Below are 20,998 nucleotides of genomic sequence, written 5' to 3'. Positions count from 1 at the left end.
GGCCCCGTGACCCCCGTCGTGTCGACCATGAACGCACAGTATCCGAACGCGCACCGGATCGGACTCAGGTGCGCGACTCCGGTGTGGCAGGCGGTGGATCCTGCAAGACTGCGTGGCCACCGCTCGAGCCGTATCCGCCGGCACCCCGGCTGGTGTCGTCGAGTTCGGTCACCTCCATGAACTCCGGCAACTCGACCCGCTGCACGACGAGCTGCGCGATCCGATCGCCACGAGAGATCGAGATCGACTGTTCGGGATCGAGATTGATCAGACACACCTTGATCTCGCCGCGATAGCCGGCGTCGATGGTGCCCGGCGAGTTGACGATCGACAGCCCGGCGCGCGCGGCCAGGCCCGAGCGAGGGTGGATCAATCCGACGGTGCCCACCGGAAGCGCGACCGCGATCCCGGTGCCGACGAGTTGTCGTCGGCCCGCGGGCAATTCGAGGTCGATGGTGGAATAGAGGTCCACGCCCGCGTCGCCCGGATGGGCACGCACCGGTAGTGGCAACTCAGGGTCGAGGCGTCGGATCGGAATAGGTGCGAGAGGGGTGGGTTCTGCGCTCACGCAGGCAGACTACGCTGGTCGCGTGATCGAACCCCACTCACCCGACAACGCGACCGGCCCGTCGGAGGGCGGGCTGATGCCGTATGACGAACGTCTCCACGTCCCTTGGTGGTGGTGGCTGGCGGCCCTGGTCGTCGTCGGTGTCGTAGGTCACGAGATCGAGTTGGCGGCGCATGAATCCGCCTGGGGTTTGCTGGCCTACCCGGTGGTGGCGCTGTTGTGCGCGGCCGTGCTGTGGTCGATGGGGCGGGTGCGGATCAGTGTCACCGCCGACGGTGAACTGCACGCCAACCGAGCCCGGCTGCCCCGATCGGTGATCGCTCGCGGCGCGAGCATTCCGGCGACCGCGAAGAGCGCCGCACTCGGGCGGCAGCTCGATCCGGCCGCATATCTGGTGCACCGGTTCTGGGTGAAGACGATGGTGCTGGTCGTGCTCGACGACCCCGACGACCCCACGCCGTATTGGCTGGTGTCGACTCGACATCCCGCCCGGTTGCTCGCCGCGCTGGACATTCCGGACGCCGCGGCCGAGAAGTCGGACGACCGGCAACAATAGGCCGCTGCTGGACCCACTGTGCCGGCGGACTCACCGCGTCGATGCGGTGAGTCGATCTGTTCACCTGCCGGTCAGGCGCAGTCCACGCAGATCATCGTGGTGCCGTTCTCCCGCGCCAGCCGGCTGCGGTGGTAGACGAGAAAGCAGCTAGTACAAGTGAATTCGTCTGCCTGCTTGGGGATCACCCGCACGGACAGTTCCTCACCCGACAGATCTGCACCGGGCAGTTCGAAGGACTCAGCGGTGTCACTCTCGTCGACATCGACGGCAGCGGCTTGCGCCTCGCTGCGCCGAGCCTTCAGTTCCTCGAGCGAGTCCTCGTTCAGGTCCTCGGTCTCCGTGCGTCGTGGCGCGTCGTAATCAGTAGCCATTGTGTGCCTTACGTGGTTGAGAGTCTCAAAGGGCGCTCTCGGCTGCCCGGCTTGTGGCCGAGAAGCCCGTGGATGCGCGCAGCCCCGCCGGGATTGTCTTGCCGGCGGCGTCACTACAACGTCATGACCGGTGCAATTCGTTACCCGTAACCGTTCAGACCGCTGTGAGTTTCATCACATTTGGTCCTTTGCTCCCCCTGGGCCGTGGAGAGCAGGCGCCCGAAGAATAGTGGACCGGATTGCTTGGGTCAACAATTACCGCAAACGAGTTTCGCGGCGTGTTTCTTCCCGGCATCGGCAACCGAGGAGGTGGCACACCGTGCCCATTACGGACTCCACCGCCGTCCACCCTCTACAGTGAGCGAGACCCAGACCGATGGACCGACTCCAACGTCGGCTCCATCACCGGCCTGGGCCCCCGATCGGGAGAGGAGCCCGTCCGCCGTGGTGTCGCAGATTACGACCGGCTACCCGACCGACGAGAACGGTCGGGCCTACCGGCGCCGACGCTACGTGCCGGCGATCGTCACCGTCGTGGTCCTGCTTGTGGTGGGCCTGATCGTCTGGGCCACCGCCTTGGCCGACAGCGACAACCAGAGCGCCCCGACGGACTGCAATCAGCCGACTCCGGCTTCCTCGACGGCCCCGGCCCCGGATGCCGGCAATCCCGCGCCGGCCACCACCACACCCCCGCATCTGAACGCCGTGAGCCGCACCGACATGCTCGAGGTGGCACCGGCACCACTGTCGACCTTCCAGGTGCGCGTATTGAATGCGTCCGCCGAGCGCGGCGCTGCACGTACCGTGTCCGACGACCTGGCCGGTCAAGGATTCAGTCCGGCAACCGACACAGCGTACGGCGACGACGCCCTCTACCCGAACCGCGACCTCAACTGTGTCGCGCAGATCCGGTTCGGTCCGGCCGGACGCGCTGGTGCAGCGTCGGTCTGGCTGGCCTTCCCCTGCGCGCAACTCGTGGACGACGGCCGACGCGGAAGTACGGTCGACGTCGCCCTCGGCGAGTACTACAAGAACACCGAACTCTCGCAGGACACCCAAGCGGCCCTCGAGGTCCTGCGCTCGGCCGACCCGAAGAAGCCCGAGACCGGTGTCGACCCGGCACTGCTCTCTGCGGTCCATTCCGCCGGCTGCTGACCCGAGGTTTTTCGCCCCGCCCGCCACCGCTCCTGTGACCGGCTCACACAACGCGCGCCCGCGCGCCGACGTCGTCGAGGATCTCGGACAGTTCGGTGGCGATCCCGGGCGCCATGGCCACCGTCAGATGCCCTTCCGACGACCGCGATTCCGGCGGTGGAGTCGACACCACCGCACCCGCCTCGGCGGCGATCAGCGATCCGGCGGCCCAATCCCACGGGCTCAAACCGTGCTCGTAGTGGGCGTCGACGGCCCCGCTGGCCACCATGCAGAGATCGAGCGCCGCGGCGCCGATCCTCCTGATGTCACGAACCCTGGGCAGCAGACGCGCGACGATGTCGCCCTGCGCCTGCCTGCGGTGTGCGTCGTAGCCGAAGCCGGTGGCGACGAGCGCGAGTTCGGCCCGGTCGATCGTGTTGCAGGACAGCCGTAACCGACTGCCGTCGGCACCGTGGACATGCGCGCCCCGACCCAGGGCGGCGGTGTAGGTGAGCCCGCGGGCCACGTCGACGACCGCTCCCGCGACCGACTGCCCGTCGATCTGCGCTGCCACCGACACCGCGTACGCAGGAATTCCGTACATGAAGTTGACCGTGCCGTCGATCGGATCCACGACCCACCGGACACCGGAGGGCACGGCGACGGTTCCGCCCGCCTCCTCACCGAGGATCTCGTCGTCCGGGCGTGCCTTGTGCAGCAACGCACGCACCAGTTGCTCGGTCTCGGTGTCGGCCACGGTGACCGGATCGGTTTCGGTCGACTTCGTCGACACGACCGAACTGTCGGCGCCGGAATCGGTCTGGCCGAACAATTCTGGCCTGCGTAGACGGACATGGTCGGCGGCAGCTTGTGCCACCGACCGCGCAATCGTCTCGAGGTCGTGCGCCTCGTCTGGTGGGTATGCGTCCGTGCACCGCGGATCGGTAGGTCCATTCGCCACAGGCTCCATTGAACAGCACGCGAATCGGTCGGCGGTCCGCGGAACCGCACCGGCGGAAACCGCGGGCGGCGCAGCATCGTCGGCAACCAAGCGATCCGCGCCCCGGCTGGATAGCCTGAACTTGTATTCGTCGCCGCCGGAGAGGACGTCGTAATGGCCGAGTCAGCACCGACCGAGTCACCCGAACCTGATATCGCCACCACCTCAACCAATCTCGGGTTCGGAGTGGATGTCGGCGGTTCGGGCATCAAAGGCGGCGTGGTGGATCTCGACACCGGCGAACTCGTCGGCGAACGGTTCAAGGTGCTGACCCCCAAACCCTCGACGCCGAACGCGGTCGCCGGCGGTGTCGCCGAGGTCGTCGAACACTTCGACTGGGACGGACCGGTCGGCATCACCCTGCCGGGCGTGATCACCGAAGGTGTCATGCGCACTGCGGCCAACATCGACAAGGGCTGGATCGGGACCGACGTCTACGCCCTGTTCAGTGAGTACCTCGGCGGCCGGCAGGTGTCGGTACTGAACGACGCCGACGCCGCCGGCATGGCCGAGGACGCATACGGCGCGGGCAAGGGCGTCGACGGTGTGGTGATGCTGCTGACCTTCGGCACCGGCATCGGCTCGGCGATCCTCATCAACGGCACGCTGGTGCCCAACACCGAGCTCGGGCACATGTACGTCGGCAAGAAGGAAGCCGAACATCAGGCGTCGTCGCGGATCAAGGAGGAGAAGGGGTGGTCGTATGAGAAATGGACCGAGCATGTCTCCACAGTCCTCGAGGCCTACGAGGCGCTGTTCTGGCCCAAGGTGTTCATCGCCGGCGGCGGTATCAGCCGCAAGTCCGCGAAGTGGATCCCATTGCTCACCAACTCGACCCCGGTGGTGCCGGCCACCCTGCTGAACACCGCAGGCATCGTCGGTGCGGCCATGGCCGTGTCGCAGGGACTCAAGACCTGACCGGGGAAACGTAGCGCGACACCGGTTGCGCACGACCTCGGCGATGCCGTGTGACCTGGCCTTTGACACATCCTTGAACCCGATGTCGTTACAATGGTCGTCACCGGTCATGTTGCACCGAGTACCAAGCCCTCACCCGCGGTGGCCCGTGCTGCCGCGACGCGTCAAAAGTCAGTTTCGAAAGGTTGTACGTGGCAGCCACCAAGACCGTTCACTCGGACGCCGAGGTCGACGAGACAACGGATTCGTCCACCGACGGCTCGAGCGAGCAGACACCCGCCAAGCGCCCGGCCAAGAAGGCGGCCAAGAAGGCAGCCCGCAAGGCCCCCGCCAAGAAGGCCGCGCGTAAGGCTCCCGCCAAGAAAGCGGCCAAGAAGGCTGCGGCCGGGCCCGACGCCGGCGGCGACACCGATGCCGAACCCGATGACAGTCCGGATTCCATCGACGACATCGACGGCCCCGACGCCGAACTCGATGAGGACGTCGAGATCGACGACCTCGACGTCGATGACGAGGACGACGCCACCGACGACGACTCGGACGACGACGAGGAGGAGGGCGACGCCGAAGAGCCGGCGGCCGCCACCTCGAAGCCCACTCCCGCCACCGACAAGGCCAATGCCGCCAAGGACGTGCCGGAGAAGTCGGCAGGTGACTTCGTCTGGGACGAGGAAGAGTCCGAGGCACTGCGTCAGGCCCGCAAGGACGCCGAGCTCACCGCCTCGGCCGACTCCGTGCGCGCCTACCTCAAGCAGATCGGCAAGGTCGCACTCCTCAACGCCGAGGAGGAGGTCGAACTCGCCAAACGCATCGAGGCCGGCCTGTTCGCCACCGAGCGCCTGCGTCGGATCATGGCGTCCGGCGAGAAGATCAGCACCGCCCAGAAGCGCGATCTCAACTGGATCTCGCGAGACGGCAACCGCGCCAAGAACCACCTCCTCGAAGCGAACCTCCGTCTGGTCGTGTCCCTCGCCAAGCGCTACACCGGCCGCGGCATGGCCTTCCTGGATCTCATCCAGGAAGGCAACCTGGGTCTGATCCGCGCCGTCGAGAAGTTCGACTACACCAAGGGCTACAAGTTCTCGACATACGCCACCTGGTGGATTCGGCAGGCGATCACCCGCGCGATGGCCGACCAGGCGCGCACCATCCGCATCCCGGTGCACATGGTCGAGGTCATCAACAAGCTCGGCCGTATCCAGCGCGAACTTCTTCAGGACCTGGGCCGCGAGCCCACTCCGGAGGAACTCGCGAAGGAGATGGACATCACGCCCGAGAAGGTCCTCGAGATCCAGCAGTACGCGCGTGAGCCGATCTCCCTCGACCAGACCATCGGCGACGAGGGCGATAGCCAGCTCGGTGACTTCATCGAGGATTCGGAAGCCGTCGTCGCAGTCGACGCGGTCAGTTTCACCTTGCTGCAGGATCAGCTGCAGTCCGTGCTCGAGACGCTGTCGGAGCGCGAGGCAGGAGTGGTCCGGCTGCGGTTCGGCCTGACCGACGGTCAGCCGCGCACGCTGGATGAGATCGGGCAGGTGTACGGCGTCACGCGCGAACGTATCCGGCAGATCGAGTCCAAGACGATGTCGAAGCTGCGCCATCCGTCGCGTTCGCAGGTGCTGCGCGACTACCTCGACTAGTCGAGCTCCCTCTCACGCCACGTCTGGCAACCCATCTTCGGGTGGTCTTGTCAACCTTGCGTTCACGGCGATTCCGACGGACGTCTGAATGCGGGGATTGGTGTCGCGCGTTCGTACGATGTCGGAATGTCGGATTCTCTGAGGCAGGCGGTCGTGCTGCCGTCTACCCCGATGCTGGTCACCAGAAGGGCGGTCGACCTGCTCCGGGTTGCCTCGATGCTGTGTAGGTAGCGGCCCGCGCATCAATGCGCAACGAAGCCCCCGATTCGTTTCCCCGCGCCCACCTCGTGATCTCCACGGCGCGCCTGCATCGAAAGCACCCTGCACATGCCAACCATCGTTCTCATTGCCCTGGTCGGATTCGCCGCCCAACTCGTCGACGGCAGCCTCGGCATGGCCTACGGCGTCACGACCACCACACTGCTCTTGGCGATCGGGACCAACCCGGCCGCCGCGTCGGCCACCGTGCACCTCGCGGAGATCGGCACCACCCTGGTCTCGGGTGTCTCGCACTGGAAGTTCGGCAACGTCGACTGGCGCGTGGTCCGCCGGATCGCGATCCCGGGTGCCATCGGCGCTTTCCTCGGCGCGACGATCCTGTCGAAGCTGTCCACCGAGGCGGCCGCTCCCGTGATGGCCGCGATCCTGCTGGCCCTTGGTCTCTACATCCTGCTTCGCTTCACCTTCCAGGGCATTCCGCGCCACAACCTCGGCAAGCCGCTGCGCAAGCGTTTCCTGGGTCCACTCGGCTTTGTCGCCGGCTTCGTCGACGCCACCGGCGGCGGTGGCTGGGGACCGGTCGGCACGCCCGCGATCCTGGCGAGTGGACGTCTGGAGCCCCGGAAGGTCATTGGTTCGATCGACACCAGCGAATTCATCATCGCGCTCGCTGCGAGCCTCGGATTCCTGTTCAGCCTGGGCTCGCAGGGCATCAACTTCGCGTGGGTCGGGGCAATCCTCATCGGTGGTGTTCTGGCCGCCCCGATCGCGGCCTGGCTGGTCCGGCACGTGCCTCCGCGTCTGCTCGGTTCGTCGGTGGGCGGTCTCATCGTGCTCACCAACACCCGCAGCCTGCTCAAGAGCGATCTCATCGACGCATCGGCATCGGTGCGTACGGCGTTCTACCTGGTCATCGCCGTTGCGTGGGCGGCAGCGTTCGCCTACTCGCTGCGCGAGTACCTGCGTGACCGCGAGAACGAATCCTCGGATGCGGTGTCGGAGTTGCGGGAGCAGCGCGAGTCCGAGGAGTCGGTGGGCGCCGCGTCCCCAACCGCATGACGGGCGTTGCGATCCACCTGCGCGCAACGATCACTCCCGAAACTGTGACCCCGGTCGCACCCTGCGTAACGTCGTCTTTTACCGGTGTTGCCGACGATGTTCGCGGTGTTAACGGTGAGTGACGACACACCGACCCGCCCTGCGGAACAATACGAAACCCCCAAGCGTCTGACAGAGTGAGGTTGACGCATCGCCCGGATGTGTCGGCTCACGAAGGGAAGGCGACCGACAGGCGCCGGACCGGGACGGAGGAATCATGAATGACATTGCCACCACAACCCCGATCTCCATGTCGCTCACTGCCGCCGACCGCTGCGATCGCTGCGGCGCCGCGGCAAAGGTACGCGCCGTCCTCCCCAAGGGGGGCGAGCTTCTCTTCTGCCGTCATCACTTCAACGAGCACGAGGCCCGACTCGTCGAGCTGAGCGCGACCGTCGTGGAGTCCGCGGGCGAACTCGTCTGACCCAGCAAACCTCAGACCTGATTCAGGCCCGGCCGGTTCTTCCGGCCGGGCCTGAATCGTGTCGGGTGTCGACGGACTCTGCTCAGCGCCACTCACGCAGCGCGTTGATCCGTTCCCGAAGCTGATCCGCGCTCGCCATCGCTGTCGGCGGACCGCCGAGTTTGGTGCGGAGTTCGTTGTGCACCATGCCGTGCGGCTTCCCCGTCCTGTGGTGGTGCATGGCGACCAGACTGTTCAGTTCTTTTCGGAGCGCATGCAGGTTCTCCCCCGTGCTCCGCGGCGCGGTTGCGGCCGCCCCGACATCCGGCACCGCGGCCGACCGTGCCGTCACCTGTTCGTCCTGCCTGCGCCGCAGTAGTGCGCGGACCTGGTCCGCATCGAGCAGGCCGGGCAATCCGAGGTAGTCCGACTCCTCGTCGGAACCCGCGAAGGTGGCGGTCCCGAACGACGAACCGTCGAAGATCACCTGGTCGAGTTCGGCGTCGGCATGCAGCGACTGAAAGCCCTTCTCCTCCTCGCCGGGCTCGTCCTTCTGCTTGTTCGCATCGGTCAGCAACGCGTCATCGAGGCCGTCGCTGTCGCGGTGCGGTTTGCCGAGCACGTGGTCGCGTTCGGCTTCCATCTGGCTCGCGAGGTCGAGGAGCACCGGCACCGACGGCAGAAACACGCTGGCCGTCTCCCCCGGCCGACGAGACCGGACGAATCGGCCGATCGCCTGCGCGAAATACAGCGGTGTCGACGCACTCGTCGCATAGACCCCGACCGCCAGCCGCGGCACGTCCACACCCTCCGACACCATGCGGACCGCGACCATCCACTCGTCGTCCGACGCGGCGAACTCCGCGATGCGCGACGACGACTTCGGGTCGTCGGACAGCACCACGGTCGGCTTCTTGCCGGTGATGGACGCCAGCAGTTCGGCGTAGTCACGCGCCGAGGTCTGATCGGTGGCGATCACCAGTCCGCCCGCGTCGGGCACACCACCGGCGCGCAGCTGCCCCAGCCTGGTGTGTGCAGCGGTCAGGACCGCCGGAATCCAGTCGCCGTGTGCATCGAGGGCCGTGCGCCACGCGCGCGCCGTGTGCTCGGCGGACAGCGGCTCGCCGAGGCGGGCGGTGAACTCCTCACCCGCACTCGTTCGCCAGCTGGCCTGACCGGAATACGCCAGGAAGACCACCGGACGCACCACGCCGTCGGCGAGCGCGTCGGCGTAGCCGTAGGTGTGATCGGCGCGTGAGCGCTGCACGCCCCCGGGTTCCGGCTCGTAGGTGACGAACGGGATCGGCGAGTCGTCGGACCGGAAGGGTGTCCCGGTCAGCGCCAGCCTGCGGGTCGCGTCGGAGAAGGCCTCCCGGATCGCCTCACCCCACGACTTCGCGTCGCCGCCGTGGTGAATCTCGTCGAGGATCACCAGCGTCCGCCGGTTCTCGGTCCGAACGCGGTGTCGCGCGGGGTGAGCCGCGATCTGCGCGTAGGTCACCACGACACCGTGATAGTCGCTACTCGTCTGTCCGGCGGAGTTGCTGAACCGTGAATCCAGGGCGATGCCGACTCGCGCCGCCGCCTCACTCCACTGGTGCTTGAGGTGCTCGGTGGGTGCGACCACGGTGACCTGATCGACCGTGCGGTCGTCGAGCAGTTCGCGAGCGATGCGCAGGCCGAAGGTGGTCTTGCCCGCGCCCGGGGTCGCGACCGCGAGGAAGTCGCGCGGACGCTTCGTCAGATACTTGGTCAGCGCGCGACGCTGCCAGGCGCGCAGCGGCATCGACGAAGCGGGCACCGCGGACGGTGCCGCGGCGTCCCCGGCCAGTGTGGGGTTCGCGACAGACGGATCGGCAGAGGTCACCGGTGTGCTGCTCCTGACTGCAAGTGAAACGTCACCGTGCCGACCAGCAACGATGACTGGTCATCCCTGGTGGGAGGCACAAAACGACCCCTCAGTGTGGGTGTCACACATGCCAAGGGGACGGGCCAATGCTACCGCTGCGCGGCGTGCCGTCGCGCACCGCGACACGTTCCACGGGGGCGATACCGGTCACCCGGGCGGTCATGATCCGACGCACCGCAGGTCAGCGGAATACCCATTTGCCGCCGCGATCAGGAATGCTGAGGGAATAGCCGGCAGAAATCGAAACCCCGCCCCCCTCGCCGACGACGAACCGTCGCCGGGCGAGTCGGCTTTGCCGGAGTCGATACCGTCGGAGCCGGCCGGCGATCCCACGGCCCCCACAGAACCCATCCGGGCGCCCCGGCGGCCGGGACACGATCACCCCTTCGACGACAACCCCGACTCCGGGCAGCGGCGGCCCGTGTTCCGCAACCTGCATGTGCTGGCGTGGCGCACGACCGTGAACGCCTGGGACCACGGCATCGTCGGATGGTCGGCCCAGGCAGCCTTCTGGCAGGCGCTGTCCTTGCCGCCGTTGCTCCTCGGCTTGCTGGGCAGCGTCGGCTACGTCGCCGGGTGGTTCGGTCCCGACACCGTCGACGTCGTCTACGACCGGATCATCGCTTTCGCCAACCGCACGTTCTCCGACAGCGTCGTCAGCGACCTGATCACCCCGACCGTCGACAACGTCCTCAACCGCGGGCGCGTCGGTGTGGTGTCCCTCGGCTTCATCCTGTCACTGTGGGCGGGGTCGTCGGCCGTGTCGTGTTTCATCGCGTCGATCGTGCACGCCCACGACCAGCACGAAGTCCGAAACCCCGTGTGGCAGCGAATCTTCGCGCTACTGCTCTACGTCGGCTTCCTCTGCGTGGCGGTGTTGCTGCTCCCGCTCGTCGCCCTCGGACCGAACTATCTACACGACATCGTGCCCGACTCGTGGGACCCGATCATCACCACGCTCATCGACTACGGGTACTTCCCGTTCGTCGCCGCTCTGCTGCTGCTGGTGCTGACGACGCTCTACCATCTGGCGTTGCCCCATCCGCTGCCGTGGCACCGGCTCGTCGGCGGAGCGGTCCTCGCCGGCATGGTGTTCTGGATCGCCAGCTTCATCCTGCGCATCTACCTGACTGCGGTCACGCGCGCCGGTTACTCCTACGGCGCACTCGCCACACCCATCGCGTTCCTGCTGTTCACGTTCTTCCTCGGGTTCGCGATCGTGCTAGGCGCAGAGTTCAACGCCGCGGTACAGGCCCTGTGGCCGGCGAAGGCGTCCACCACGACGCAGGTTCGCGAGTGGGTCAATTCGCAGACCTCCGACATCACCGGACAGCTCCGCAATCTGCCGGATCGGTTGTCCTCGGGCCCGATCCGGCGATCACGGCCGCCGTCTGATCGGTGAACGCCAATCCGAACTAGTCGAGTCAGCGACTCACCGTCGGCGTTGCCGACGATCATGGAGGCGGGAAGAGCGCGGCCTCGTCGCAGAAACCGCATTGGTCGCCAGGAACCGCTGATGTGGCCAGAAACCGCTGGTGCGCCTCGGGTTTCTGACCAGACACGCGGTTTCTGAAACCACGACACGCCGACGACGCGCCTCGGGTCGGCGAAGCGGCCGTCACGGACCACCCATCACAGAGACCTCACTTGTGGTCAGGGACCGTCGGCAGTTCCGAAGGTCTCTGACCAGAAACGAGGTCCCTGTCGACGCGCGGTCTTCCCGGCCCCGACGCCACGTAACCCCAGGTCAGAGAGTGGGTCGCCGAACTCTCCGGATCAGCGTTTCCCCGTCGTTGTTGCCGACGATCGTGGAGGCGGGGAGGGTTGGAGGTTGGGCCGGTGGCCAGGATCGGGCCCCTGACGGTGGTCCTCCGGGTATATCCCGGAAGCGGACGCTGACGGGCCCGATCTCAGTCACCGATTGCCGGTCGCCGCGTTCCGCCGACGGCGACGCCAGGAACATGCGCCCACAAAAAGTCGGGGAAGAAACTTCGTCCCCGACCCTTGGTGTCTTCCCCCAGAAATTTGTAGGGGACGACTGTGAACCTCGGGGAAGAAACTTCTTCCCCGAGATTTTGCGGGCACGACAGTATCGTGTTTCCCCAGGTCACGACGCTGGTCACTGAACTCTTCGGATCAGCTCTTACGCATGCGTGCGTAGATCTTCTTGCACTTGGGACACACCGGTGACCCCGGTTTGGCCGACCGGGTGACGGGGAAGGTCTCCCCGCAAAGCGCGACGACGTAGGTGCCCATCACCGCACTCTCGGCGATCTTTTCCTTCTTCACGTAGTGGAAGAACTTCGGCCGGTCGTCGTCGCCGGAATCTGTGGCGTCGGCGTCGGGACGCTCGTCGGTCTTGGTGTCGGACCACTCATCGAGGTCCGGTCGTTCGATGGTTTCGGTTCCCATCCGTCCATTGTGCGCTGTGGCGGTTGTGCACGACGACCCGATGGTGCATTCACGTGCCGAAAGTGGGATGGTGGAAGGGGGGTTCGGCACGTTTCGGTGGCCGGTGGCGCGAAGGGAATTCATGGGTGAGTCGACGGCGCAGGGCGGTCGTGCACCATTTGATGACGGGCGCGGCAGCGGCGTGACCTCCGAGACGTTCCTGATCACCGACGCCGCGGAGTCCTACGAGGCCCAGCACCGGGCCCGGGTCCGGAAGTACCTGACGTTGATGGCATTTCGAGTGCCCGCTCTGGTGATCGCCGGCATCGTCTACAGCGCCACCGGGAACGGTCTGCTGGCGCTCGGCATCGTTGCCCTGTCCATTCCGCTGCCCTGGGTCGCCGTCCTCGTCGCCAACGACCGGCCACCCCGCAAACGCGGCGCCGTGCCGCACTATCTGCACGGTGCCGACCACTCGGTGATCGGACCGGCCGAACTGCATTCATCCGCCGTCGACTCAGATTCGGCGGACACCACGACGACCGCGGCACCGAAACCCGGCCCGGACTCGCGGACCATCGACTCGCGGACCATCGACTCCCACACCGTCGACCCCGACTCCTGATCCCACCCGAGCGCACATCTCAGCAACTTCTCAGACCTGGCGGCGCGACAACACCAGTTTGCCCAGGTCAGATACGCAACGGCCGCCAACGACGCTCGAGTAGCCGGGAACTTTCCCGATGCTCGACGCGTTGCACTCTGTGAACGCACTCAATTCAGGAGGCCGCATGTCACGCTCGACAGTTGCACGTTCAACCACGACCACTGGATTCACCAGCGCTGTCGGCGCAGACCCTGCCGCCACGCGCACCCGCCCGGCGATGACCGAGCAGGATCTCGACGCTCAGTCGCCCGCCGCCGACCTCGTCCGCGTCTACCTCAACGGCATCGGGCGCACTGCGCTGCTCAACGCCGAGCAAGAGGTCGAACTCGCGAAGCAGATCGAGGTGGGCCTGTACGCAAAGCATGTCCTCGCGAATCGCAAGCGGCTGTCGGCGACCAAGAAGCGTGATCTCGCTCAGATCATCCGCGAGGGTGAGGCTGCCCGCGCTCATCTGCTGGAAGCCAACCTCCGCCTGGTGGTATCGCTCGCCAAGCGCTACACCGGCCGTGGCATGCCCCTGCTCGATCTCATCCAGGAAGGCAACCTGGGACTGATCCGCGCAATGGAGAAGTTCGACTACGCAAAGGGATTCAAGTTCTCCACGTATGCGACCTGGTGGATTCGCCAGGCCATCACCCGCGGCATGGCCGACCAGTCACGCACCATCCGGCTCCCCGTCCACCTCGTCGAGCAGGTCAACAAGCTGGCCCGCATCAAGCGTGAGCTCCATCAGCAACTGGGCCGTGAGGCAACCGACGAGGAACTCGCCAACGAGTCCGGTATCCCGGCGGAGAAGATCGCCGATCTCCTCGACCACAGCCGCGACCCGGTGAGCCTCGACATGCCGGTCGGCAGCGACGAAGAAGCCCCACTGGGCGACTTCATCGAGGACGCGGAGGCCACCTCGGCCGAGAGCGCCGTCATCGCCGGGCTCATGCACACCGACGTCCGCGCCGTGCTGGCCACCCTCGACGAGCGTGAGCAGCAGGTCATCCGGATGCGCTACGGCCTCGACGACGGTCAGCCGCGCACCCTCGACCAGATCGGCCGCATGTTCGGGCTGTCCCGCGAGCGGGTCCGTCAGATCGAGCGTGAGGTCATGGGCAAGCTCCGCCAGGGCGACCGCGCCGAGCGGTTGCGCGCCTACGCGAGCTGAGATCTGCGCCCAATCTCCCCTAACCCAATCTTCTCGGTCCGGTGTCCGCACGTGTGGGCACCGGACCGATCCGTATCTGCGCGGTGAGCACCGCCGCCCCCTCCGGCGAGGCGAGGATCGGATCGCACAGCACCTCGCGCACCTCGGGAATGTCGTCGACGAGCGTGGAGATCCGCAACAGCGTGTCGATCAACGCGGCTTTGTCCACGGCCGCCTCTCCGCCGTAGCCCGACAGCAACGGTGCCGAACGCGGCTCGTCGATCAGTTCGGCGGCATCGAGTTCTGACAACGGGACGGCACGGTAGCCGTGGTCGCCGAGCAGCTCGAAGGTGCGGCCCGACAGCCCGAACGACACCAGCGATCCGAACGATGGGTCGTCGCGCACCCGGATGACCGTGCCGACCCCCTTGGGTGCCATTTTCTGCACATGCAGCACGTCGTCGCCGGTGAGACCGCTCAATTCGGCGAACGCCGTCACGACGGCGGTGGCGTCGGGCAGATCCAGACGCGCGCCCTCCCGGTCCAGACGGCCACGCCACGCCGCCGAGGTTGCCTTCACGGCCACCGGGAAGCCGAGCTCGCGAGCCGCGGCCGACGCCTCGTGCAGGGTGCTCACCTCCCGGAACGGGACAACGGAGATCCCGTACCACCCGAGCACCTGTGCGCTGGCCAGATGATCGAGAACCATGCCCTGGTCGGTGTCGACTGCGACGTCGGCCAATGCCTCGCGCACGAACATCCGGGCGGCCTCGGGGTCGGTGCCGTCGGGACGCGCGACCACCGCTTCCGGACGTTGCCGCCATCGGGCGTACTGCCAGGCCCGCGCGAGGGCCGACGCGGCACGCTCGGGACTGGCGTACGACGGGATCGACCCACGATCGGGTAGCCCGTTGGCGCCGGGCTTCTTGAGTCCGGGCGGGATGCCGTCGACCGCGAGAAAGGTTGTCACGATCGGCTTCTTGCCGTCGGCGTCGGGAGTGTTCGCCGCCGCCATGAGGGCACGGGCATGCCAGTCGGCGTCGACCGCCACCGGCGGGACGAACACGACGAGGATCGCATCGACGCCCGGGTCGGCCATCGCCTCGGCAACCGCCGACTCGAACTGCTCCTCGGACGCGCCGGCCCCGAGATCGATCGCATCGAGAACCTCGAGCCCACCGCCGCGGGCGGTGTCGGCAGCGAGGCTGCCCAGCACCGACGAGTTGCCGATGATGCGCACCCGCGGACCGCGGGGCAACGGCTGAAACGCGAATGTCGTGGCACAGTCGAACAATTCGGGGATCGTGTCGACCTGGATCACACCGGCCTGTTCGAGGACCATCCGCGCGATCTGATCGTCGAGGCTCGCACCCCCCGACCGCGCGGCGCGCACCGGGGTCATCGCCCCTTTGCCCGACTTCACCGCGACGATCGGCTTGGACCGCGACACCCGACGAGCGATCCGGGAGAACTTGCGCGGATTACCGAAACTCTCCAGATACAGCAGCACGACGTCGGTGGCCGTGTCGGTGTCCCAGTACTGCAGCAGGTCGTTGCCGGAGACGTCGGCGCGATTGCCCGCCGAGACAAAGGTCGACAGCCCGATCTGCCTGCGGGCCGCGGTGTCGAGGATCGCGATGCCGAGGGCGCCGGACTGGCAGAAGAACCCGACGCGACCGGCAGCGGGAATGCGTGGGGCGAGAGTCGCATTCAGCGCGACAGCCGGATCGTTGTTGGCCACCCCGAGCGCGTTCGGACCCACCAGACGCATGCCGTGTTCGCGCACCTGTTCCACCAGTCGGTGTTCGCTGAGCAGGCCCTCCTCCCCGCTGTCGCCGAATCCCGACGACACCACCACGAGCGTGCGAACCCCCTTCACAAGGCAGTCGTCGAGCACGTCGGGCACCCGTTCGGCGGGTACCGCCACCACCGCCAGGTCCACCGGATCGGGGATGTCGCGCACCGTCTCGTAGGCCCGGATGCCACGCACCGACGGCGGCCGCTCCCGGGTGCGCCGACCGGGGACCGAGCGACCCGGCGCGGATCGGCCTGGGGCGGTGGCGTCGTCCTCGTGCGCGGTCGGGTCGTCGGGACCGTGTCCGGGCCCGTTGACCGGGAACACCGGGCCGGTGAAACCACCCGCAATGATGTTGGACAGCAGCGCGTTTCCGACTTTCTTGGGGTCGGTCGACGCACCGATCACCGCAACCGAACCCGGACGCAGCAGGTTGGCCACACTGCGTGCCTCCGACGCGCGTTCCCGCGCGTTTCGCACCGACAGCAAAGCCTCGGTGGGGTCGATGAGGAACTCGACGTGCACCGTCGATCCGTCGAAACTGCGCGACAGTTGGTAACCCGCATCGCGGAACACCGCGACCATGTTCGGGTTCTCGCTGAGCACCTCGGCCTCGAAGCGCGTGAAGCCGTTCTCGGCAGCCGCACCCGCGAGATGCTCCAACAAGATCGGGCCGAGACCGCGACCCTGATGCTCGTCGGCGACGACGAAGGCGACCTCCGCCGATTCCGGCTTGCCGTCGAGGGCGAGCCCTTCGTAGAGGCCCACCGCGATGATCTCGCCGCCGAGAACGGCGACCAGCGCGACTCGTTTCTGGTGATCCACCGTCGTCATCCGTGCGACCTCGCGGGGCGGAAGCGTCGGCGTTGGCCCGAAATACCGCATGTAGCGGGTCCGTTCGGACAGTTTGGAGTGGAATTCGACGATGCGGTCGGCGTCGTCGGGGACGATGGGGCGCAGGTGCACGACCCCACCGTCGGACGCCAGCACGTCGGCGATCCAATGCCGCGGATAGTCCCAAGGCCCACGCGGCTCCGGACGATCGGCAACGGTCGTGGGCTGCTCAGTCACGAGGATCCTCCGGGTCGAGTCCGTGGAGCGGATAGACCGCACGGCGGGTGGCGAGGATGGCACGGTCGGCCTGGCGTTGGGCGGACTCGCTGATTCCGTCGAGGGGTGCCTGTCCGGTGTCCCCGTCCCAGGCCGCGAAGGCCACATCACCGCCGTCGCCCATCACCCCCACCGGTGGCTGCGAGTAGTCGCTGTACACCTTGCTCGCCACCTGTTCGGCTGTGGCACGCCACGATTCGTCAATCTCCCGGGTCACGTCGACATCGCGGTCGAGTGCCACCCCGAGCAGGTGGGTCCAGCTGCGTGGAACCACGTTGACCACGCCGTAGCCGCCGCCACCGACCGCCACCCACCGGCCTTCGCAGTACCGGTCCGCGAGTTCACGCATCGCGATCATCGCGGCACGCTGTCCGTCGACCGTCAGCGACAGGTCGGTCAGCGGGTCGGCCCGATGGCTGTCGACGCCGCACTGCGAGATCAGGATCTGCGGCCGGAACTCGGCGATGAGCGACGGCACCACCGCGTGGAACGCGCGCAGCCACAGCCGATCCTGCGTGTCCGGCATGAGTGCGAGGTTGACCGCCGACCCGGCCGCCGCGTCGTTGCCGACCTCGGTGGGCCAGCCCGTACCGGGCCACAGCGTCGCCGGATGCTGATGCACCGACACCGTCATGACCCGGGGATCGTCGACGAAGGCTGCCTGGACCCCATCACCGTGGTGGGCGTCGATGTCGATGTAGGCGATCCGGTCGAAACCGTTCTCCAGCAACCAGTGGATGGCCACCGCGCAGTCGTTGTAGATGCAGAACCCGGCTGCCCGCGAACGCATCGCATGGTGCATGCCGCCGCCGATGTTGACCGCCCGGTTCACCGAGCCGGACGCCACCGCCTGCGCCGCTGCCAAGGTGCCGCCGACGAGGAGTCGGGCCGCCTCGTGCATGCCGTCGAACACCGGGTTGTCCGCGTCACCCAGGCCGAACAGGCGCTCGAGCAGAGGTCCCGACAGCGACGCCGTTCCCGACCCGACAGCGCGCACCGCATCGATGTAGTCGGAGGTGTGCACCACCTTCAGCACGTCGTCGTCGATGGACAGCGGCGGAGCGGGCTCGACGCCGTCGAGAACACCGAGGCTGCCCGCGAGGGTCATGGTGAGCGCGAGCCGCACCGGATTCATCGGGTGGGTATCTGCCCATCGGTAGGACAAGAAGTCCTCACTCCAGATGACGGTCGCACTCATTGCGCACTCGCTCGATCGGCCACGCCTCAAGGCTAGTGCCATGTCTCGACGCTGCGGTACCAGTCCGGCGGACACGCCTTGCCGAGGTCGGCCGAAGGTGTTCGCGCCGCAGGTCAAGGTACTCTGGAGGGGGACGAAAGGGACTGCGCACAGTGAACGATCTGGTTGACACCACCGAGATGTACTTGCGGACGATCTACGACCTCGAAGAGGAAGGCATCGTGCCACTGCGGGCACGTATCGCCGAGCGTTTGGAACAGAGCGGACCGACCGTGTCCCAGACCGTTGCGCGCATGGAACGCGACGGCCTGCTCCGCGTGGCAGGCGACCGCCACCTCGAACTCACCGACAAGGGCCGCGGACTCGCGATCGCCGTCATGCGCAAGCACCGGCTGGCCGAACGACTGCTGGTCGACGTCATCGGCATGCCGTGGGACGAGGTTCACGAAGAGGCGTGCCGCTGGGAACACGTCATGAGTGAGAACGTCGAGCGCCGTTTGCTCTCCGTACTCAAGAATCCGACGACCTCGCCGTACGGCAACCCGATTCCGGGTCTCGAAGCGCTCGGCGCCGAGCCCGTCGGCAGCGAGGCGCCTGCGACTCGACTGTCCGACCTCCCGCAGGGCGACAAGGTCGCGGTGATCGTGCGACGCCTGTCCGAGCATGCGCAGTCCGACACAGCACTCATCGGCCAGCTGCGTGAGGCCGGAGTGGTGCCGAACGCCCGCGTCACCGTCACCTGCTCGGGGAGCACCGTCACCATCGACACGCCCGGGCACGAAGGCCTGAACCTGTCGAACGAGATGGCGCACTCGGTCTTCGTCGACAAGGTGTGAGGCGACGGGCATTCAACCCACGGCACGCAGAGTCGGATTCGGGATGACCACACCCAACTCCGCTGCGGCACGGTAAGAGTCGTCGATCATCTCCCACAGTGTGTTGGGCCGCATGCCGTTCCGGAGCGCACGATCGAGCAGACCGGCCAACGACCACGAGGGATCGGCGGCCAGCGCCGCGTCGAGGGCAACACCGGCATAGGCACCCTCACCCCCGATGTAGTGCAGATGGGCGAGCATCGTGGCCGCGCTCGCCCGGCCCTGCTTCTGCAGACGCCGGGTCAGTTCGCGCCAGAGCAGCTCGGCACCGTCGCGCAGGTCGGTCACGGCGAGCGCCAACGCCGCATCACGCACCGGCAGTGTGAGGATGGCACGTTCGAGCTCGTTCAGCGTCGAGCAGTCGAGTTTCGGCGGACCGGCCTGCACCCGGTCGACGATCAGAGCGAGCAGTCTCCGATGTTCGGCAGTGTCCTGCGCGCCGACACCGTCGAGCGGCTCGTTCGGTGCGTCGAGGTGGTTGCAGACGGGCTCGGCACACCGAGGCGACGGGACAAGCATCTGCTGCATCTCCGAGCGGCTCGAGAGCAGGCGCCTGCCCGTCGACACGGCCGTGGCTATCGCGGTCGGGCAGGTGCGCGGATCGGCGAGGACGCCGGCACCGGCCTTCGGCACCGCGATCGGGGCCGGCCGGTTCGCTCGTGGCCGCCACGCCACCGACCACGCTGCACCACAGTCGAATTCGTTGAGGACGAAACCGATCGACACTCCTCCCGATGCCGAGAACTCCCGATTGGCGAGGGCCAGTACGCGCCGATGGCACGGATCGTCGAGCGCGAACCTGTCGTCGACGATGGCCACCAACAGATCGCGCGCACCGTACCGCGCGCAGATCGAGCCCAACTCCGCGAACACCCGGAGCAGCGCCGGCTGCGGCGTCCCGTCGTCGTCGACGGCCAGATCGTGGCGCATCGTCGCCCGGACCGTGCGCCCGGGGCCTACGCACAAGATGATGATCGACCGTTCGGGGATGAACCCGAGCAGAGCCGGGATCGCGGTCAGGAGCGATGCCGCGTCGAGGCGCGAGCGTGATTTCGATGAGGACATGCCGTCATCATCACTGCGGCCTACGCCCTCATCGGCCGTTCGCCGCGGTCCGGGATCGGCTGTCCACAAACGAGATTCGGTCCACAGCGCCAATCAACCAAGCGCCAATCAACCAACTGCCGATCAACCAAAGGCCGCGTCGACCGCCTTGGTGAACAGCGCGTCGAGTCCGCTGCCGGCGTCGGGCGGCAACGGTCCGGCCGATGGCCAGCGATACTCGGCGTACACGCGTACATCATCGCGCTGACCGATCAGCGTGACCGTGCTGGTCACCAGGATGTTGGGAATCGCGCCGGTCACCATTGTCCTGCGCACCGCGAGGGTCTCGACTCCGTCCGGCGCCGAAGGAGCGGGCAGCACCTCGGCGGTGACGCGTGTCGACGCGGTCGCGGTTCCGGTCGTCCAGCGCCGACACTCATCGAGCTGGGTGCCCAGTTGCGCGAGATCGGCCGGCGAGTAGACGATCGCGGCGGTGTAGGTGGACCGCTCCTGCGCACCGGGCGCGAGCAGCACCACGGCACCGCTCGAGATGACCGCACCGGGTCGGCACGAGGCAGGAACCACCGACGCCGATCCCGGATGACCGGTGATGTCGGCCAGCACGTCGGGAAGTGCCGGGTCCGGAACGCGACTGGCACCGCCCGCCGGGAAATCGCCCGGATTGACCGCACGGTCAGACAGGTCGGGCATCCCCGCCACCGGCTCACCGCTCACCGCACACGCGCCGAGGAGGAGGCACGCACCCAGCGCTGCGATGGCCGGTAACCGCACTCGCCATCGGAGTGCCGATGCGCCGCGCCGTTTGTTCACAACGCTCTACTGTGCCAAACCACGCGCCCGGCGACGCTCATCGACACTCCGCAGTGTCCGACGCAATGTCGGCGAATTGTCGCCGGCCGGGAATCCGGGACCACACCCACGGGTTGTTGATTCTAAAAGCACATAA

At 67.1% G+C, this 20,998-nt stretch carries 20 protein-coding genes; 11 read left to right on the top strand and 9 right to left on the bottom strand.

Features of this window, described 5'->3' with window-relative positions; all coding sequences use genetic code 11:
* Positions 1-64: 64 nt before the first annotated feature.
* On the bottom strand, positions 65-568 hold the full coding sequence (gene dut / locus ACWDTF_RS04040) for a dUTP diphosphatase (protein ID WP_240857003.1): 504 nt from the start codon (positions 566-568) through the stop codon (positions 65-67).
* Between the two features lie 22 nt (positions 569-590).
* Between dut and ACWDTF_RS04035 the strand changes: the two genes are divergently transcribed.
* Positions 591-1,124, top strand: coding sequence for a DUF3093 domain-containing protein (locus ACWDTF_RS04035; protein WP_374246669.1), 534 nt, complete (start codon positions 591-593; stop codon positions 1,122-1,124).
* A 71-nt stretch (positions 1,125-1,195) separates the two neighbouring features.
* On the opposite strand, the gene ACWDTF_RS04030 is transcribed toward ACWDTF_RS04035, so the two are convergent.
* Positions 1,196-1,495: a DUF4193 domain-containing protein gene (locus tag ACWDTF_RS04030; protein ID WP_240857002.1), complete on the bottom strand. Its 300-nt coding sequence runs from the start codon at positions 1,493-1,495 to the stop codon at positions 1,196-1,198.
* Positions 1,496-1,939: 444 nt separating this feature from the next.
* On the opposite strand from ACWDTF_RS04030, the gene cei reads away from it, so the two are divergent.
* A complete protein-coding gene (cei, locus tag ACWDTF_RS04025; RefSeq protein ID WP_240857001.1) occupies positions 1,940-2,650 on the top strand; it encodes an envelope integrity protein Cei in 711 nt (236 codons plus the stop codon).
* 43 nt (positions 2,651-2,693) lie between these two features.
* Here the strand turns inward: cei and ACWDTF_RS04020 are convergent, their stop codons facing one another.
* Entirely contained in the window at positions 2,694-3,599 is a 906-nt protein-coding gene (locus tag ACWDTF_RS04020) for an inositol monophosphatase family protein (RefSeq protein ID WP_240857000.1), read from the bottom strand.
* Between the two features lie 144 nt (positions 3,600-3,743).
* Here ACWDTF_RS04020 and ppgK point away from each other — a divergent pair, with 144 nt between their 5' ends.
* The 5 genes from ppgK to ACWDTF_RS03995 all read left to right on the top strand — a co-directional run bounded on the left by ppgK (position 3,744) and on the right by ACWDTF_RS03995 (position 7,928).
* Positions 3,744-4,547: a polyphosphate--glucose phosphotransferase gene (gene ppgK / locus ACWDTF_RS04015; protein ID WP_240856999.1), complete on the top strand. Its 804-nt coding sequence runs from the start codon at positions 3,744-3,746 to the stop codon at positions 4,545-4,547.
* A 191-nt stretch (positions 4,548-4,738) separates the two neighbouring features.
* The gene (locus ACWDTF_RS04010) at positions 4,739-6,187 is read left to right on the top strand and encodes an RNA polymerase sigma factor (protein WP_355277540.1); all 1,449 of its coding nucleotides are present in this window, start codon (positions 4,739-4,741) and stop codon (positions 6,185-6,187) included.
* Between the two features lie 126 nt (positions 6,188-6,313).
* A complete protein-coding gene (locus ACWDTF_RS04005) occupies positions 6,314-6,418 on the top strand; it encodes a putative leader peptide (RefSeq protein ID WP_355277543.1) in 105 nt (34 codons plus the stop codon).
* A 96-nt stretch (positions 6,419-6,514) separates the two neighbouring features.
* On the top strand, positions 6,515-7,465 hold the full coding sequence (locus ACWDTF_RS04000) for a sulfite exporter TauE/SafE family protein (RefSeq protein ID WP_240856997.1): 951 nt from the start codon (positions 6,515-6,517) through the stop codon (positions 7,463-7,465).
* 256 nt (positions 7,466-7,721) lie between these two features.
* Positions 7,722-7,928 carry a DUF7455 domain-containing protein gene (locus tag ACWDTF_RS03995; RefSeq protein ID WP_240856996.1) on the top strand — a complete coding sequence of 69 codons (207 nt, stop codon included), beginning with the start codon at positions 7,722-7,724 and terminating at the stop codon, positions 7,926-7,928.
* An 82-nt stretch (positions 7,929-8,010) separates the two neighbouring features.
* Here the strand turns inward: ACWDTF_RS03995 and ACWDTF_RS03990 are convergent, their stop codons facing one another.
* Positions 8,011-9,774: a DEAD/DEAH box helicase gene (locus ACWDTF_RS03990; RefSeq protein ID WP_449753983.1), complete on the bottom strand. Its 1,764-nt coding sequence runs from the start codon at positions 9,772-9,774 to the stop codon at positions 8,011-8,013.
* A gap of 346 nt (positions 9,775-10,120) precedes the next feature.
* On the opposite strand from ACWDTF_RS03990, the gene ACWDTF_RS03985 reads away from it, so the two are divergent.
* Entirely contained in the window at positions 10,121-11,218 is a 1,098-nt protein-coding gene (locus tag ACWDTF_RS03985) for a YihY/virulence factor BrkB family protein (RefSeq protein WP_240857042.1), read from the top strand.
* A 734-nt stretch (positions 11,219-11,952) separates the two neighbouring features.
* Here the strand turns inward: ACWDTF_RS03985 and ACWDTF_RS03980 are convergent.
* Complete coding sequence (locus ACWDTF_RS03980; protein WP_355277546.1) at positions 11,953-12,228, bottom strand: DUF3039 domain-containing protein; 276 nt, start codon at positions 12,226-12,228, stop codon at positions 11,953-11,955.
* A gap of 121 nt (positions 12,229-12,349) precedes the next feature.
* On the opposite strand from ACWDTF_RS03980, the gene ACWDTF_RS03975 reads away from it, so the two are divergent.
* Together ACWDTF_RS03975 and ACWDTF_RS03970 are read left to right on the top strand one after the other, a co-directional pair.
* On the top strand, positions 12,350-12,832 hold the full coding sequence (locus ACWDTF_RS03975) for a DUF3099 domain-containing protein (protein WP_240856994.1): 483 nt from the start codon (positions 12,350-12,352) through the stop codon (positions 12,830-12,832).
* Between the two features lie 166 nt (positions 12,833-12,998).
* A complete protein-coding gene (locus tag ACWDTF_RS03970) occupies positions 12,999-14,030 on the top strand; it encodes a sigma-70 family RNA polymerase sigma factor (protein WP_276614708.1) in 1,032 nt (343 codons plus the stop codon).
* A 19-nt stretch (positions 14,031-14,049) separates the two neighbouring features.
* On the opposite strand, the gene ACWDTF_RS03965 is transcribed toward ACWDTF_RS03970, so the two are convergent.
* A complete protein-coding gene (locus ACWDTF_RS03965; protein ID WP_240856993.1) occupies positions 14,050-16,875 on the bottom strand; it encodes a bifunctional acetate--CoA ligase family protein/GNAT family N-acetyltransferase in 2,826 nt (941 codons plus the stop codon).
* Positions 16,868-18,112, bottom strand: a complete 1,245-nt coding sequence (locus tag ACWDTF_RS03960; RefSeq protein WP_240856992.1) for an acetoin utilization protein AcuC — start codon at positions 18,110-18,112, stop codon at positions 16,868-16,870. Before ACWDTF_RS03960 ends, ACWDTF_RS03965 begins: the two co-directional genes overlap by 8 nt.
* Before the next feature lie 152 nt (positions 18,113-18,264).
* On the opposite strand from ACWDTF_RS03960, the gene ACWDTF_RS03955 reads away from it, so the two are divergent.
* A complete protein-coding gene (locus ACWDTF_RS03955) occupies positions 18,265-18,948 on the top strand; it encodes a metal-dependent transcriptional regulator (protein WP_240856991.1) in 684 nt (227 codons plus the stop codon).
* Positions 18,949-18,960: 12 nt separating this feature from the next.
* On the opposite strand, the gene ACWDTF_RS03950 is transcribed toward ACWDTF_RS03955, so the two are convergent.
* Both ACWDTF_RS03950 and ACWDTF_RS03945 read right to left on the bottom strand, forming a co-directional pair.
* Positions 18,961-20,052, bottom strand: coding sequence for a DUF4192 domain-containing protein (locus tag ACWDTF_RS03950; protein ID WP_240856990.1), 1,092 nt, complete (start codon positions 20,050-20,052; stop codon positions 18,961-18,963).
* A 123-nt stretch (positions 20,053-20,175) separates the two neighbouring features.
* Positions 20,176-20,862 (bottom strand): hypothetical protein, encoded by a 687-nt coding sequence (locus ACWDTF_RS03945; protein ID WP_240856989.1) that lies wholly within the window; start codon positions 20,860-20,862, stop codon positions 20,176-20,178.
* Between the last annotated feature and the right edge of the window lie 136 nt (positions 20,863-20,998).

The sequence above is a fragment of the Gordonia sp. NPDC003422 genome (assembly GCF_053588675.1).
The sequence above is the reverse complement of the archived record's forward strand: the minus strand, read 5'-3'. Positions and strand labels throughout refer to the sequence as shown.